This window comes from Clostridioides sp. ES-W-0016-02 (genome assembly GCF_020641035.1).
Lineage (GTDB): Bacteria > Bacillota > Clostridia > Peptostreptococcales > Peptostreptococcaceae > Clostridioides.
On sequence record NZ_CP061361.1, the window covers coordinates 1,403,685 to 1,419,278 of the forward strand.

General features: G+C 29.3%; 12 protein-coding genes. 8 read left to right on the top strand and 4 right to left on the bottom strand.

The genetic code is table 11. The annotated features are described in order from the left end of the window. Positions 1-114: 114 nt before the first annotated feature. Together IC758_RS06835 and IC758_RS06840 are read right to left on the bottom strand one after the other, a co-directional pair. Positions 115-2,622, bottom strand: a complete 2,508-nt coding sequence (locus IC758_RS06835) for an MFS transporter (RefSeq protein WP_227834621.1) — start codon at positions 2,620-2,622, stop codon at positions 115-117. 4 nt (positions 2,623-2,626) lie between these two features. Then, positions 2,627-3,169 (bottom strand): TetR/AcrR family transcriptional regulator, encoded by a 543-nt coding sequence (locus IC758_RS06840; protein WP_227434285.1) that lies wholly within the window; start codon positions 3,167-3,169, stop codon positions 2,627-2,629. Between the two features lie 260 nt (positions 3,170-3,429). On the opposite strand from IC758_RS06840, the gene glpK reads away from it, so the two are divergent. Continuing rightward, complete coding sequence (glpK, locus tag IC758_RS06845; protein ID WP_227860835.1) at positions 3,430-4,944, top strand: glycerol kinase GlpK; 1,515 nt, start codon at positions 3,430-3,432, stop codon at positions 4,942-4,944. Between the two features lie 113 nt (positions 4,945-5,057). Here glpK and IC758_RS06850 read toward each other — a convergent pair whose 3' ends face one another. Next, positions 5,058-5,687 (bottom strand): TrkA C-terminal domain-containing protein, encoded by a 630-nt coding sequence (locus IC758_RS06850; protein WP_227434287.1) that lies wholly within the window; start codon positions 5,685-5,687, stop codon positions 5,058-5,060. 585 nt (positions 5,688-6,272) lie between these two features. Between IC758_RS06850 and IC758_RS06855 the strand changes: the two genes are divergently transcribed. Genes IC758_RS06855 through IC758_RS06870 form a run of 4 tightly spaced genes read left to right on the top strand, consistent with a single transcriptional unit; the run spans position 6,273 to position 10,044 of the window. Beyond that, the gene (locus IC758_RS06855) at positions 6,273-7,064 is read left to right on the top strand and encodes a LamB/YcsF family protein (protein ID WP_227434288.1); all 792 of its coding nucleotides are present in this window, start codon (positions 6,273-6,275) and stop codon (positions 7,062-7,064) included. 28 nt (positions 7,065-7,092) lie between these two features. Further along, positions 7,093-8,313 carry an NRAMP family divalent metal transporter gene (locus IC758_RS06860; RefSeq protein ID WP_227434289.1) on the top strand — a complete coding sequence of 407 codons (1,221 nt, stop codon included), beginning with the start codon at positions 7,093-7,095 and terminating at the stop codon, positions 8,311-8,313. A gap of 19 nt (positions 8,314-8,332) precedes the next feature. After that, positions 8,333-9,028, top strand: coding sequence for a 5-oxoprolinase subunit PxpB (pxpB, locus tag IC758_RS06865; protein ID WP_227434290.1), 696 nt, complete (start codon positions 8,333-8,335; stop codon positions 9,026-9,028). Between the two features lie 29 nt (positions 9,029-9,057). After that, positions 9,058-10,044, top strand: a complete 987-nt coding sequence (locus tag IC758_RS06870) for a biotin-dependent carboxyltransferase family protein (protein WP_227831189.1) — start codon at positions 9,058-9,060, stop codon at positions 10,042-10,044. Positions 10,045-10,246: 202 nt separating this feature from the next. On the opposite strand, the gene IC758_RS06875 is transcribed toward IC758_RS06870, so the two are convergent. Beyond that, positions 10,247-10,813, bottom strand: a complete 567-nt coding sequence (locus tag IC758_RS06875) for a helix-turn-helix domain-containing protein (protein ID WP_227434292.1) — start codon at positions 10,811-10,813, stop codon at positions 10,247-10,249. Positions 10,814-11,154: 341 nt separating this feature from the next. Here IC758_RS06875 and IC758_RS06880 point away from each other — a divergent pair, with 341 nt between their 5' ends. From IC758_RS06880 to IC758_RS06890, 3 genes are read left to right on the top strand one after another with little or no spacing between them, the layout of a single operon-like run. Next, on the top strand, positions 11,155-12,222 hold the full coding sequence (locus IC758_RS06880; RefSeq protein ID WP_227434293.1) for a mandelate racemase/muconate lactonizing enzyme family protein: 1,068 nt from the start codon (positions 11,155-11,157) through the stop codon (positions 12,220-12,222). Positions 12,223-12,241: 19 nt separating this feature from the next. Beyond that, on the top strand, positions 12,242-13,402 hold the full coding sequence (locus tag IC758_RS06885) for a DUF819 domain-containing protein (RefSeq protein WP_227434294.1): 1,161 nt from the start codon (positions 12,242-12,244) through the stop codon (positions 13,400-13,402). Between the two features lie 13 nt (positions 13,403-13,415). Then, a complete protein-coding gene (locus IC758_RS06890) occupies positions 13,416-15,512 on the top strand; it encodes a CocE/NonD family hydrolase (RefSeq protein WP_227834618.1) in 2,097 nt (698 codons plus the stop codon). The last annotated feature ends 82 nt before the right edge of the window (positions 15,513-15,594 follow it).

The following is a 15,594-nucleotide window of genomic DNA, read 5'->3' on the forward strand; positions in this document are numbered from 1 at the left end:
GATAGATATTAGAAAGAGAATAGTATTATACTGTAGTTTATATTAGTTAAAGATAAAGAATTTCAAATGTTTAAAATATAATATAGGCTTACAATATAATACTATTGGATTTGTTTATCTAGTTTTGTTTTCTTTATAGAATAACAATACTATGAATGCAAGTAAATTTACACAAAAAACTGTTATATACATCTGTCTAAATCCTAAATTTAGAGTAGATTGTAGTGTATTTTCTATTTTTGTTTTATTGTTTTCTATAGAATTTATATAATCTAGTTTTGACTTATTAAAAGCTTTTGGTATTTCATCTTTTAATTCCTGTGTTTTTGCTAGAACTAATTGAAGCGATTTTTTCTGTTGTTCCATTGTGTCAAAACCTTTTTCCATGTCTTGTTTTTTATTTATGGAATCATTTAATTTTCTCTGAAGTTCTTTCTTTTGAGATTCTATGTTTTTAAGTTTTTTACTTAATTCTTTTCTTTGAGATTTAGTTTTTTGCAATTTGGTGTTTAACTCAGCTCTTGCTTTTTTTAGTTGTTGTATTTGAGAATTTAGAGCTTCTTTTTTTTCATTTAAATTTTGTTTATTTTCACTAGAATTGTTATTTTTATTTTCTGTAGAATCATTTTTATTACTGTTTGAGTCAGAATTACTAGTGTTATTTTGCTCTTGATTATTTGATGAATTTTCATTATCAGAAGGAGTAGTACCCTGTGGTATTGTAGGTATTTTATTATAAGCAAGTGTCATTTCATTTATAGCTTTATCTTGTTTTTTTATACCTTGTTCCATACCTTTTATGCCTTTATCAGTGCCAGCGATACCTTTTTTTATTCCAGCTATTCCTTGATTAATACCAGTTCTAGCTTTTATCATATTGTCAATACCAGTTTGAATTCCTTTGATGCCACTGTTTAGTTTGTTTTCACCTTCTTCAATACCATTTATTCCACTTTGAGTACCATCTATTCCTTTTTGGACATTTAATTCTATTTTCGTAATTACAGAAGGAACTTTTTCATCAAACATTGTTGTTGATATTTCTTTTGTGATGTTGGTAATATTGGTTGTATCTGCTGATTGAACTTTGTCTAGTAAGTATTTTGGGAGTTTGCCATCTGTCATATCCATATTAATACTTGATGAATCGTTCATGTTTGGTATAGAAATATTTTTCAAATTCTTAGCCATTTCTGGGTCTGACTTTAAATCATCTATCATAGTTTCAAGTTCTTCAAGTTGAACTATTTTAGGTGTTGATGGTTTACCAACTATATCCATAATATTATCCTGTACAGATAATCCCGCATGTGCTATAAATCCAATCATTATTGCAGGTGAAATTGAAGTTCCAATTGAACGTATCAGAGACAGTGTTGCAAGTGCAGAATTAGATTCTTCTATTTTTGTATTTGAAAGCATCATGTAATTTAAAGGTGTTCCCATAGTAAATCCCATTCCTAATCCCATAAATATAAGACTTACACATACACTAAATACTGTATTGGTTTTTAGTGCAATTAAAATCAGATAAAGAGAGCCTATCATAGATACTGAAAATCCAAGTAACAGTATCTTTTTTGCGCCAAACTTATCAATAAGTTTTCCGCTCAAAGGAGCAGCAATACCTGCAAATAATCCTAATATAGCAACAAAATATCCACCAGAACCAGCATTTATTTTTAATGCATTTTCAGCATATTGTGGAACAAATACCATACCCATCATTCCAATACCAACAATTAAAGATAAAATGAGTACTATTAGTATTCTTGGATTCAAAAAATATTCGAAATTCAAAATAGGGTCTTTAGCTTTATTTTCAACAAATATAAAAATAGGTATAAGTATTATAAATGTCAATAAATAAGGATAAACTGATGTATCTTGTAGAGAATTTTTAAAATTAAAAAAGTCTATATTCATAAGACCATATAACAAAGATACTATTATACATATCAACATTAATGTTCCTAATTTATCAATTTTCTCTGTAGATGTAGACTTATTATTTTTAATACATAGTATTCCTCCAATAATTATAACCAAGCATATTGGAAGGTTAACAAAAAACAACCACTTCCAATTTTGAGTTCCAAATATACTTAGTATTGTACTACCTATACTTGAACCTAAAATATTTGCTATACCATAAGTTGCTCCAACTAAACCTAAAGCCATACCTCTTTTGTTTTCTGGGAAAGTGGTTCCAAATTCTGCTGTAGCAATTGGCATAATTCCGCCTCCACCAATAGCTTGTATAACACGGCCAATTAGTAAAATGTAAAAGTTGGAAAATAATGATGATAATCCACAGATTAATGAGCCACTACCAAATAGAAATATACTAACTAAATATACATATTTTCTTCCTATTTTGTCTGCTAATTTACCAGAAATAGGGATTACAGATGCATATGTTAGTGTATATATAGTAATCATCCAAATTCCTGTTTTTTCATTTACACCTAGGCTATTTTGTATAATTGTTCTTGCTGGTGATACTATTCCAGTATCAATAGCTCCCATAAATATACCTAAAAGATAAAGAGTGAGTACTAAAAATAACTTTGGATTATTATCTTTGCTTTGAACACTAGTATTAGAATTCAAGGTAAACACCACCTTAATGTATTAATTTTTCAATATACGGATTTAAATCTTCAAATTCTATATGAAGATAGGTTGAGTATGAAAAAAACATTTTGATTATGATATTACATACTAATTTATCATTATTAAAGAAATCTTCTTGTTGTAAAGCTTCATATACTTTATTTGAAAGTTGCTCATGAAAATCATTTTTTTGTTTTTTCATTTCGATAAATCTTTTCATTTCAAAAGTATCTAAAAAATCGTCATATTGAATATTATGAACTTTGTTTATAAAATTTCTTATTTCTGTAAAGATAATATTTAGTTTTTCAATGTAATTATTACTATTTTTATTAGAGTATTCAATTCGCCTTATCAATAAATCCCATTCTGATTTTATAATATATTCTATTATTTCTTGTTTTGATTTGAAGTAATTATACACTGTACCTGCACTTATACCACACCTTTGGGCTATTTTTCTTATGCTAATATTTGAGTAATCTTCTTCCAAAATCATATCTCGAGACACTTTTAGTATATCTTCCTTTACATTTTCTAAAATCTTAGGCATATGACCACCTCTTTCATTAAAATTATTATGAACACTGTTTATTATAAACCTTTAAAATTTATTAATCAATATGCAAGCTATAATGTATAATATTAATATATAGATATGGCGTAAAATAGATGCCTTATTATATAAGCATTTAATCTAATTAGATTTATATTTTTTATATTTAAGCAGTAATATGTACTAAAATTATGTAATATTAGATTTTTCTTTTTAATAAGTTAATAATATTATTATATGATAAGGAGAATAAAATAATGGAAAAGAAATATGTAATGGCACTAGACCAAGGGACAACTAGTTCAAGAGCTATATTATTTAATAAAAAAGGCGAAATAGTAAAAATTGCGCAAAAGGAATTTAAACAGATTTATCCAAAAGCTGGCTGGGTAGAACATGACCCTATGGAAATATGGGGTTCACAAAGTGGGGTAATGAGAGAGGTAATAGAAACAGCAGGTATAAGACCAGAAGAAATTGCTTCAATAGGTATAACTAATCAAAGAGAGACGACCATTGTTTGGAGTAGGTATACTGGGAAACCGATTTATAACGCGATAGTATGGCAATGTAGAAGAACATCAGAAATCTGTGATGTACTCAAAAGTAAAGGATTAGAGGAATCAATAAAGGAAAAAACTGGTCTTTTGATAGATGCATATTTTTCAGCAACAAAGATAAAGTGGATACTAGATAATGTAGAAGGTGCTAAAGAAAAAGCAGAACAAGGCGAATTGTTATTTGGTACTATAGATACATGGTTAATATGGAACTTAACACGTGGGAAAGTACATATAACAGATTATTCAAATGCATCTAGAACAATGATGTACAATATAAATAACTTAGAATGGGATAAAGATATATTACGAGAATTAGATATACCAATAAGTATGTTGCCAGTAGTAAAACCTTCTAGCTATGTCTATGGGCATACAGATGAGCGTATGTTATCAGGGGCTAAAATACCTATTGCTGGATGTGCAGGAGACCAGCAAGCAGCCTTATTTGGTCAACATTGTATTGAAGAAGGTACTGCAAAGAATACTTATGGAACAGGTTGCTTCTTACTTATGAACACGGGTAGCAATATAGTTAAATCTAAACATGGTTTGCTTACAACGATTGCTTGGGGTGTTGATGGAAAAGTAACTTATGCATTGGAAGGAAGTATATTTATTGGTGGAGCATCTATCCAATGGCTTAGAGATGAACTTAAAATGATTGAATCTGCAAGCGACAGTGAATTTTATGCAAATAGAGTAGAAGATACTAATGGTGTGTATGTAGTACCTGCATTTACAGGTCTTGGTGCTCCATATTGGGATATGTATGCTAGAGGTTCAATATTGGGTCTTACAAGAGGTGCAAAAAAAGAGCATATAATTAGAGCGACATTGGAATCAATTGCATACCAGACAAAGGATATATTGGAAGCAATGCAACATGATTCAAAATTAAAATTAAAGTCATTAAAGGTTGATGGAGGAGCCAGTAATAATAATTTCTTAATGCAATTCCAGTCAGATATACTAAATGTAGATATAGATAGGCCTAAAATAGTAGAAACTACAGCTTTGGGGGCTGCTTATTTAGCAGGATTGTGTGTAGGATTCTATATTGGAAGAAATGAAATTACATCAAAATGGTCAGTCGAAAAAGAGTTTAATCCAAATATGAGTGAAGAGAAGAGACGTCGATTATATAAAGGTTGGAAGAAAGCTGTATCAAGAGCTTTAAGTTGGGAAAAAGAAGATGAGTCAGAAATTTAAAGGTTAGATGTGTTTAAACTTAAAAGTAGGGCTTTGTAAAGCTCTACTTTTTTATTTTTACTTTTTTATTCTCAAATTTATATTTCTGCATAGTTGTAACCAAATAGTATAATCTATTTTTCATTTTCGTATAAAAACATTGGTATAGAATTATAAATATGCTGGTCTCCAACAACCAAAAGAATATCTCCCTCTAAAAATTCAATATATGGACCAGGAGAGATTATAAGTTCCTCACCTCTTTTGATTGCAACAATTGTAGCGCCTGTATTTTGCCAAAACTTAGTTTGTGCAGCTGTTTGGCCAATGTACTTACAATTAGAATTTATTGTGAACTGAACGGGCACTAAGGGGTTTATTATTTCTAGTCTATTAGAATAATCTATAATTTTATTTATAGTATCTAAGATTTCATTTTCTAGATTTGATTTAGTATCTATTAAATTGTAAAGTGTTGATTTATATGATGATATATTTGTAATGTCTCTATATTTTTTTATAAAAGAAGAAGCTTTGTCTGGTGATAGTACAATAACACCTTTACCTTTTATGCTTTTAACAACGCCAATATCTTCTAAAATTTTAACAGCTCTTCTTATAGTTTCTGGTGATACATTGTATTTACCAGCCAAAACAGAGCGTCCAAACAATACTGAATCTTCCTGTATTTCACCTGTATATATTTTATTTGCAATATCCAAAGCTATCTTTTGGTATATCGGCATAGTATAGTTTTTTTCCATTGTTTTTCCTCCAATATAAAATTTATGTTAAAAAATATATAATCTTAATAATACTATTGTATAATTTATAAATTTATATGTCTACATTATGTACAAATATTGTCGTCTTTTTAAAATAATATTTTAACATGCATTTAGTATACATATTTAAATTTTTCCATTCAAAGTATGAAATGAAGTATTTAAGGGAATGTAAAGACATTCTATGGACAAAAATAGATAATTATATAGATGAAATAAACAAATGAATGAAAAAAAACACTTCTGTCTTGCATACAAAGTTATTAAAATTGAAAAATGCTTTAAAAATGAAAGTTAAAAGCTATAATTCATCTATAAATAATTAATTATTAACTAAAAAATGGGAAAAATGTTTTTGAAAAAGAAGTACAAATGAATGTCGATTTAAATTAATTGCAAAAAAATTCCTTAAATGGTAAAATTATATTAATTAAATGTATTAAAATAGTTGAAAAAATAGATTGCATACAAGTAATAAAATATTTCATGCAATATATATAATAAACAAAATTTAAAAATTAAAACTACTTATTCTATCAAAATGTTAGCAAGGGGGGTCATAAATTGTATAAAGTAGATTTAAATAGCGATTTAGGAGAAAGTTTTGGAACATATAAGATTGGTTTAGATGAAGAAGTCTTAAAATATATTTCATCAGCTAATATAGCCTGTGGATTTCATGCAGGAGATCCTAGCCATATGGATAAAACAGTAAAACTCGCTAAAGAAAATGGAGTTAAAATAGGAGCACATCCAGGGTTTTTAGATTTAATAGGATTTGGAAGACGTGAGATGAAAATAACAAAACAAGAAGCTAAAGATTATACAAAGTATCAATTAGGAGCATTAATGGCATTTGCAACTTCAAATGAATGTAATATACAGCATGTAAAGCCACATGGAGCTTTATATAATATGGCTGCAAAAGATAAAAATTTAGCTATGGCGATTTGTGAAGCTATATATGAAGTTAATAAAGATATTACATTGTTAGGGTTATATAATAGTGAAATGATAAATTCAGCTAAAGAGGTTGGACTTAAGTTTGCAAATGAAGTATTTGCAGATAGAGCCTATGATAGCAACGGATTTTTGGTTCCAAGAAATGTAGAGGGAGCCGTTATACATGATACAAAAACTGCAATAGATAGAGTTGTTAAGATGGTAAAAGAAGGAACAGTGGAAACTATAACTGGCGAAATTATACATATTAAAGCGGACTCTATATGTGTGCATGGAGACAATCCAAAAGCAATAGAGTTTGTTAAAGAAATAAGAAAACGTTTTGAATTAGAAAGTATAGAAGTTTGTCCATTAGAAAATATGGAAGTTTGTTCATCAGAGGACACATTGTAAGACTGATAATATGAGGGGGAAATAAAATATGAGTACAAAAAATATTACAGATAACGAAAAAGGTAAAAAAGACGTTGGGGCACTTATAGGGGCCGCATTTATAATGGCAACATCAGCAATTGGGCCAGGATTTTTAACTCAGACAGCACAGTTTACTCAAGATTTTGGGCCAAGTTTTTCATTTGTAGTACTAATTACAACTATCCTTTTTATAGGAGCTCAAGTGAATGTATGGAGAGTAATTGGTGTATCAGGTCTTAGAGGTCAAGATATAGCAAATAAAATAGTACCTGGCTTAGGTTACCTAGTAGCCTTTTTAGTAGGCCTTGGTGGATTAGCTTTTAATATAGGAAATGTTGGTGGAGCTGCACTTGGTATGAATGTAATGTTTAATATGAATATGACATTAGGAACTGTATTAAGTGGATTAATAGCAATATTTGTATTTATGTCAAAAAATTCAAATTCTTTAGTAGATAAGATAACTAAGTTTTTAGCATTAGGTATGATAATTATAGTTGGATATGTAGCAATATCAAATCATCCTCCTGTTGGAGAAGCAGTTTATAGAATGGTAAAACCAGAAAATCCAAAGACACTGATATTTCCAATAATAACTCTACTTGGAGGAAGTGTTGGAGGATATATAACATTCGCTGGAGGACATAGATTAATAGATGGTGGAATAACAGGTGAAGAAAATATAAAAGAAATAACTAAATCATCTCTTTTAGGGATATTAGTTGCAACTATGATGAGGGTACTTTTATTTTTAGCAATATTAGCAGTGGTTTCAAAAGGGATTCAACTTGACCCAGAAAATCCAGCAGCTTCAGCTTTTAAATTTAGTGCAGGAGCGATAGGATATAAATTCTTTGGGCTTGTATTATGGTCTGCTGCAATTACATCAGTTATAGGAGCTGCTTATACATCAGTTTCTTTCTTAAAGACGCTAAATCCTTTCATAGCAAAAAATGAAAAGTATTTTATAATAGCATTTATAGCTATATCAACACTTATAATGGCGTTTATAGGAAAGCCAGCAACTTTATTAATTTTAGCAGGAGCTTTAAATGGTTTAATACTTCCAATAACTTTAGGAATAATGCTTATAGCATCTAAGAGAAAAGATATTGTTGGTGATTATAAACATCCTACATGGCTTTTGATATTTGGATTAATAGTAGTTTTAATATCTGCTTATGCAGGGATAACTTCTCTTAGTAGCCTGAGTACTTTATTTGCTTAATTTAAAAGAGGTGACATTTATGGAAACTAGATACTTGCTATCAGGAGACAAAGCAGTAGTTGCTGAATTTGGAAATGAAATATCGGAAGATATAAATAAAAAAGTAATTTCGTTTATGAGAGCGATAGAAATATCAAATCTTAAAGGTATTGTTACAGAAATGGTGCCAACATATAGGTCACTTATGATAAGCTACAATCCCTTGAAAATAGATTTTGATAGTTTAATTGAAAGCTTAAAAAAAATAGAAAATAATTTAGAAAGTATAGAGCTGCCAAAACCTAAAATACATGAAATTCCAGTATGTTACGATAAGGTATTTGGTATAGATATTGAAACTGTTGCAAGTTACAATAATCTGACTGTAGATGAAGTCATAAATATACACACAGACAGAGAGTATTTAATATATATGTTGGGATTTACTCCTGGATTTCCATATTTAGGTGGAATGGATGAAAGAATAGCTACACCTAGATTAGAAGTACCAAGAACTAAAATTTATGGTGGAAGTGTGGGAATAGCTGGTTCTCAGACAGGTGTATATCCTATAGATAGCCCTGGTGGATGGCAAATAATTGGTAGAACACCTTTAAAACTATATGACGAAAATAGAGAAGAACAAATTTTACTTCGAGCTGGAGATTTTATAAAGTTTGTTCCAATAACTTTAGATGAATTTATAGAAATTGAAAAAAATAATTTAAGTGTTTAAAAATAGTGATAATACAGGGAGTGGTATATATGGGATTTAAAGTAGAATTAGGAGGTTTCCAAACATTAATACAAGACAGAGGTAGAGTTGGATATGGACAATATGGTGTATCTGGGTGTGGAGCAATGGACGAATATGCACATAGAGTGGGAAATATATTAGTTGGAAACTCTGAAGATGAAGCTTCTTTGGAGGTTCTAATGTTAGGTCCTACAATTACCTTTGATGAATATACACAAATAGCAGTAACTGGTGGAGATTTAGGAGCTAGAATAAATGGAAAAGAGATTCAAAATTGGAGGTCATATCAAATAAATCCTGGTGACATATTATCATTTAGAGGTGTAAACTCAGGGGCTAGGGCATATGTATCAATAGCTGGTGGAATAGATGTTCCACTTGCAATGGGAAGTAAATCAACTTATACAAGAGCTAAGATTGGTGGATTTGAAGGTAGAGCACTTAAAAAAGGTGATTATATAAATACTTTTGCTCAAGAAAAAGATTTTACAATAAACAAAAAATTAAATTCAAAATACATTCCAAATTATAGTTCAGAAATAGTACTAAGAATAGTAAAAGGACCTCAATTTGATGCTTTTTCTAAAGAGGAAGTAGAAAAATTTCTATTAAATGAATATAAAGTTACAAATGAAATAGATAGAATGGGTTGTAGATTAGAAGGAGATAGTATAAAGCATATTAATGGAGCAGATATTATATCTGATGGTATTTCTTATGGAGCTATACAAGTACCTGGACACGGGAAACCTATCATAATGTTATCAGATAGACAAACTAGTGGTGGTTATACTAAAATAGGAAATGTTATAAGTGTAGATTTGTGTAAGTTAGCACAAGCAAAGCCAAATGATGTAGTAAAGTTTGAGTTTGTAGATATATATGAAGCTCATAGATTATTGAAAGAACAAGAAGATAAGATTCAAGATATATATAAAAGTATGAAAAATATAAGAGTTGTTAAAGCCAAAGTATTAAACGATATAGCGGTTTAATTTAAATTTAATTAATATTAATTTTTGTTACAATTTAAAGTACAATTTAGAAATAGCTATTTACTATTTGCCATTATTAAAATGGTTTGAATTAGTCAAATAGCTATTTTTATTTGAGTAAATACATTAATTTTAAAAGAGCTTACGTTTTGGTTTTATGTATTAAAACATTTTACATATTAAACAATTGTATTGTAGATATTTACTTGGACTTTATTGGCCAAATGGGAGGTGATATAACACCATATCCACGAGCTGGTTTATCTTTACTTGGATTGATAATTTTATGAGGAGTATTAGCTTTTATAAATGTTGAATCTCCAGGATTTAATCTTACTATATTTTCACCTATACAAATATCAACTATACCACTTGTCAATACAACCACTTCTTCTGATGCATGAGAGATATAGTCTTTAGTATCTTCACTTTCTGGTTTAAGTTCAAATTCTAAAAATAAGATTGAAGGTGCAAAATCAGCTGTTGGCATTGGAGATACTATCTCATAAAACATTTCACTTTTTGGAAACTTCATCATAACTCTATCTTCTTTTCTGATGACTAAATCATCCGTGTTATTATCATCCATAAACATATATAAAGGAGTATCTAAAACTTCAGCGATTTTTCTTAATGAAGACAGGGATGGTTCAATAGCATCTCTTTCGATTTGAGATATATAACTTATAGATAAGTCTGTCAATTTGGAAACATCACTTAGTGTTTTTTTCTTGTTTTTTCTTATATTTCTCATCTTTTCCCCTAGCATAAGAACCTCCAAATAATAAAATTTATACAAAATATTCGATTAAAACAAAGTAATTATAGCATAACATAGAAGTAGTAGCAAGAAAGATGAATGGAAGATTTTAAGAATTAGCAATTAGTGGGGTGCAAATAAAATCTTATAAAAATAAATTGTTGATGAATTAATATAATGCAGAAAAATTTAATATAGGATTATTAATTTTAAAGGTATTATTGTAGGATATTTTAGAAAAAATTAAATTTTCAGTAAATTATATTGACAGATACATTGAAGTAATAATATAATTTGAAGTATAAAAATAAAAAAATTAAATTATTACTTCAAAAAATGAGGAGGTTAACATGAAAATAACAGATATTAAATTTGAAAAATTAAGAATCAAATTAAGAAAGCCTGTTGTAGTTTCGTTTGGAACAATTGAATATGGAGAGAGCATAATCTTAAAAATTGAGACTGATGAAGGTTACTGTGGATTTGGAGAAGCTGCTCCTCTTGCAGCAGTTACAGGTGAAGTTTTAGATACTGTAATTTCTATATTAATCATGTTTAAAAAGGAACTTATAGGTAAAGACCCATTAGATATTGAAACTATACATACAATTATGGATGGAATCATAATAGGTAATACTTCTGCCAAAGCAGCAATTGATATAGCTTTGTATGACCTTAAAGGTAAAATTATGAATGTACCTCTTTATAAAGTTCTTGGAGGATATGATAACAAAATTCAAACAGATGTAACTATAGGTATAGATAAACCAGAGAAAATGGCAGAAGAAGCACTGGGAAGAGTTAGAGAAGGTTTTAGAATATTGAAACTTAAAGCTGGAATAAGACCTGAAGAAGATATTGAAGCTGTAAAATTAATTAGAGAAGCTGTTGGAGATAATATAAGAATTAGAATAGATGCAAATCAAGGCTGGAATGTAAATAGTAGCATAAATACTATCAAAAAACTAGAAGAATTTGGCGTTGATGCGATTGAACAAGCACTTCCACATTGGGATTTAGATGGAACTGCTTACATAAGAAATAAGAGTAATACTAAGATTATGATAGATGAGTCATTACATTCACCAATAGATGCAATTAAAGCTATAAAGAAAAATGCAGTTGATACATTTAATATCAAGTTAATGAAATCTGGTGGAATTTACCCTGCAATAAAAATCAATAATATAGCTGAAGCAAGTGGGGTTAATTGTATGTTAGGATGTATGCTTGAGACAAGGATTGGTATAACAGCAGCAGCAAATTTAATAGCATCTAAGAAGAATATAACAGAAGCTGACCTTGATAGTTTTATGTTTTGTGAAGAGTTAGAAAGTATATCTGGAGGATTTGAAATGGATGGAGATATTATGAATCTTATCGACAAACCAGGTTTAGGAATAGAAGTAAACTTATGATGAAATTAGGGGGTTAAATATGAATACACTTTTTTCAAGTACAGGTAGTATACTTGCAATAATGACAGCTATGGTTGCATTTGGATTTTACTTACAAAAATATAAAGTAACTAAGAGTCTAGGACCAGCACTTACAATAATCATAATGGGAATAATACTTTCAAATTTAAAGGTAGTTCCAGTAAGTACAGAATTGTATGGAACTATTTCTACATATGCTATACCAGTTTCTATGACTATAATGTTGATGAGTGTTGATTTAAAAGAAATGACAAAGCTATCAAGAGAGCCTTTAATAGCAATTTTTGTGGCAGTATTGACAGTAAGTATAATGGCGTTTTTATTTGGATTGGTATTTGCAGGTGAAATATCAGAAGGATGGAAAGTTGCAGGGATGTTTGTAGGTACATATACTGGAGGAAGTGCTAATCTTACAGCTATTGGAACAGGTCTTAATGTAAGTAGACAAACTCTAGCAGCAGCGAATGCAGCTGATTATGTAATTGGAGTTCCAACATTAATATTTATGTTTGCACTTCCAGCAATATTAAAAAATTCTAAGAAGTTTCAAAAGTTTTGGCCATATCATTTAGAAGAATCAGAGTTAGAAGATTGCCAGAATGAAGAATTTATGGAATCAAAAGAGTGGAGCATAAAAGATATCGCTTGGATGCTGGCTATAGGCTTTGTTGTTACAGAGGTTGCAACAATTCTTTCAGGATATTTTAGTTCAAGCTTTAGCAGTGCAGCAAGAATTCTTTTAGTTACAACAATTTCAATTATAATTGCTCAATTAAAACCAGTAAAAAAATTAAAGGGGAATTTAGATTTAGGATTGTTTGTTGCATTATTCTTTTTATGTACAATAGGATTTTCAGTAGATATAAAAGAATTTTTAGGTTCAACTTTTACTATAACATTTTATTGCTTTAGCATAATCTTTGCTTCATTTGTCTTCCATCTATTTGTAACTAGAATGTTAAAGATAAAGTATCAATATGTAATACTTTCTATAGTTGGAGCAATTGCTGATGGTCCAACGTCAGCTTTAGTAGCCGCTTCAGCAAAATGGAATTCGCTTGTAAGTGTAGCTGTAGTGATGGGGGTAATTGGTGGAGTATTAGGAAATTATGCAGGTATATCGGTGGCATATGCAATAAAAATGGTTCTTGGTCTCTAGGAGGTGAATTTTATTGAAAAAGTTTAAGTTATATATATCTGGTTTGTATAGTGGTAATGTAGTATTTGATGAAACATTACTTATTGAAAAATTAAATCCTTTTACAAATGAAATAGAAGAAATAAAACCTATGAATAAAGATGAAGGAATATATTATTTAAATCTTACAAAAATAGATTTAAACTTCTTATTTGAAAACTTTAATGTTTATAGTAATAGCTTAATAAACACAGATAAAAGTATGGTTGTAAATGAGTTAGGAGAAACATATTCTAAGTTTAATGACTATATCTGGGTTCAAAGAAATAAAAAATTTCCTTTAGATGTAATTGTTTTGGATAATAAAATAGTTGGTTTTATATGCTTGTCCAGGGAAACTTGTACTATACTAATTATGGATGAATATGAGGATTATACGATATTAAAAGAGTGGAAGAAAACACATAAGAATGAAGCGATATATCCTATAAAATTTGATGGAAATTATATGATTGATATGAAAGATGGAATAAAACTTTCTACAGATGTATATCTTCCTAAGTTTGAAGACTCTACTAAAAAAGTACCTACAATTCTTATGAGAACTCCATATGGAAAAGAAAATGACAAAGAAATATATTATAAGTATGTACAAAGGGGATATGCTGTTGTAATACAAGATGTCAGGGGAAGAAATGAATCAGAAGGTAAGTGGGAGCCTATGATTTATGAAAGAGAAGATGGAGATAGTACTATAAATTGGATAGTAGCACAAGACTGGTCAAATGAAGTTGTTGGAATGATGGGAGCCTCATATCTTGGTTATGTTCAATGGGCAGCTGCATCTTCAGGAAACAAACACCTAAAAGCTTTAATTAGTATAGTTACAGCAGGTAGTCCTTTCATTGACATACCAAGAAAAGGTGGAGCTTTTGTATCTGGAATGCTTGCATGGGCATTTATGGTATCAAGAAGTAAAGTCGATAGAAGTAAAATGCTAAGAGATGACTGGGATGATGTTTTAAATATAAGACCGATACAAAATATACCTATTGAAGCACTTGGATATAGAATAGAATTTTTAGAAGAGTGGATAAAAAGAGTAGAAAAGGATGAATATTGGGATAGGATGGATTGGCATCTAAAAAAAGATAAAATAAATGTGCCTGCATTAGTCATATCTGGATGGTATGATGATAATGGTATGGGTACTACAGAAGCTTTGGATGTAATAAAAAATTATGAAAGAGGAAAGAGAAAGGCTATATTAGGTCCATGGATGCATAATTCAAACACGATAAGGGATATAAATGATATTCCTTTTGGAGATAATTCATTGAGATATGATGTAGACTATAACTATCTATTATGGTTTGATAAATACTTAAAAGGAGTAGAAAATGATATAGATAAGACTGCTCCAATAGAGTATTATTCAGTAGGTTCGAATGAATGGAAGATGGCAGATAATTGGCCAATAGCAAATAAAATAGATAAAAGTATCTATTTAATAAGTGGTGGAAATGCTAATACATCTTTAGGAGATGGAAAACTATCTTTTGAAGAATGTTCAAAAGAAAATTATGATAGTTACATATATAATCCAAAAGACCCTTCAATACAGTTGATTGATATGTCAGAAAATGAAGTGGGAGTTCCAAATAATTATAAAGATTTGGAGAAAAGAAGTGATATGTTGTGCTACACATCAGATGCTTTTAGTGAAGAATTTACTATAACAGGTGATATAAAGTTGGAATTTTTTGCATCAAGTTCGGCAAAAGATACTGATTGGGTTATAAAAATTATGGATGTGGATTTAGATGGAAACTCAATTAAATTAGCTGATGGTATACTAAGTGCTAGATTCAGAAATAGTTTTTACAAGTCAGAATTTATGGAAGAAGGAGAAATTTATAAGTTTACAATAACAACTTCAAAAATATCAAATACATTTAAAACTGGGCATAGAATTAGGTTAGATATAACATCTAGTGCGAAAAACTTTATATTCCAAAATAGTAACACTGAAGATAGTTATAATAGTATTGAGTATATAAAAGCAAAAAATGCAATTTATCATGGAGGAAAATATCCATCTAGGTTGATATTGCCAATAGAAAACAATTAAATTGATGAATTAAATAATAAGGAGATGTAGTATTAATCAATACTATATCTCCTTATAGGTTAAAGTAATTATATTTGCTTAT

What these genes read in the sequence shown, in the direction of transcription:
- IC758_RS06840 (WP_227434285.1), bottom strand. Translation starts at nt 3,169, where the DNA reads ATGCCTAAGATTTTAGAAAATGTAAAGGAAGATATACTAAAAGTGTCT.
- glpK (WP_227860835.1), top strand. Translation starts at nt 3,430, where the DNA reads ATGGAAAAGAAATATGTAATGGCACTAGACCAAGGGACAACTAGTTCA.
- IC758_RS06850 (WP_227434287.1), bottom strand. Translation starts at nt 5,687, where the DNA reads ATGGAAAAAAACTATACTATGCCGATATACCAAAAGATAGCTTTGGAT.
- IC758_RS06860 (WP_227434289.1), top strand. Translation starts at nt 7,093, where the DNA reads ATGAGTACAAAAAATATTACAGATAACGAAAAAGGTAAAAAAGACGTT.
- pxpB (WP_227434290.1), top strand. Translation starts at nt 8,333, where the DNA reads ATGGAAACTAGATACTTGCTATCAGGAGACAAAGCAGTAGTTGCTGAA.
- IC758_RS06870 (WP_227831189.1), top strand. Translation starts at nt 9,058, where the DNA reads ATGGGATTTAAAGTAGAATTAGGAGGTTTCCAAACATTAATACAAGAC.
- IC758_RS06875 (WP_227434292.1), bottom strand. Translation starts at nt 10,813, where the DNA reads ATGCTAGGGGAAAAGATGAGAAATATAAGAAAAAACAAGAAAAAAACA.
- IC758_RS06880 (WP_227434293.1), top strand. Translation starts at nt 11,155, where the DNA reads ATGAAAATAACAGATATTAAATTTGAAAAATTAAGAATCAAATTAAGA.
- IC758_RS06885 (WP_227434294.1), top strand. Translation starts at nt 12,242, where the DNA reads ATGAATACACTTTTTTCAAGTACAGGTAGTATACTTGCAATAATGACA.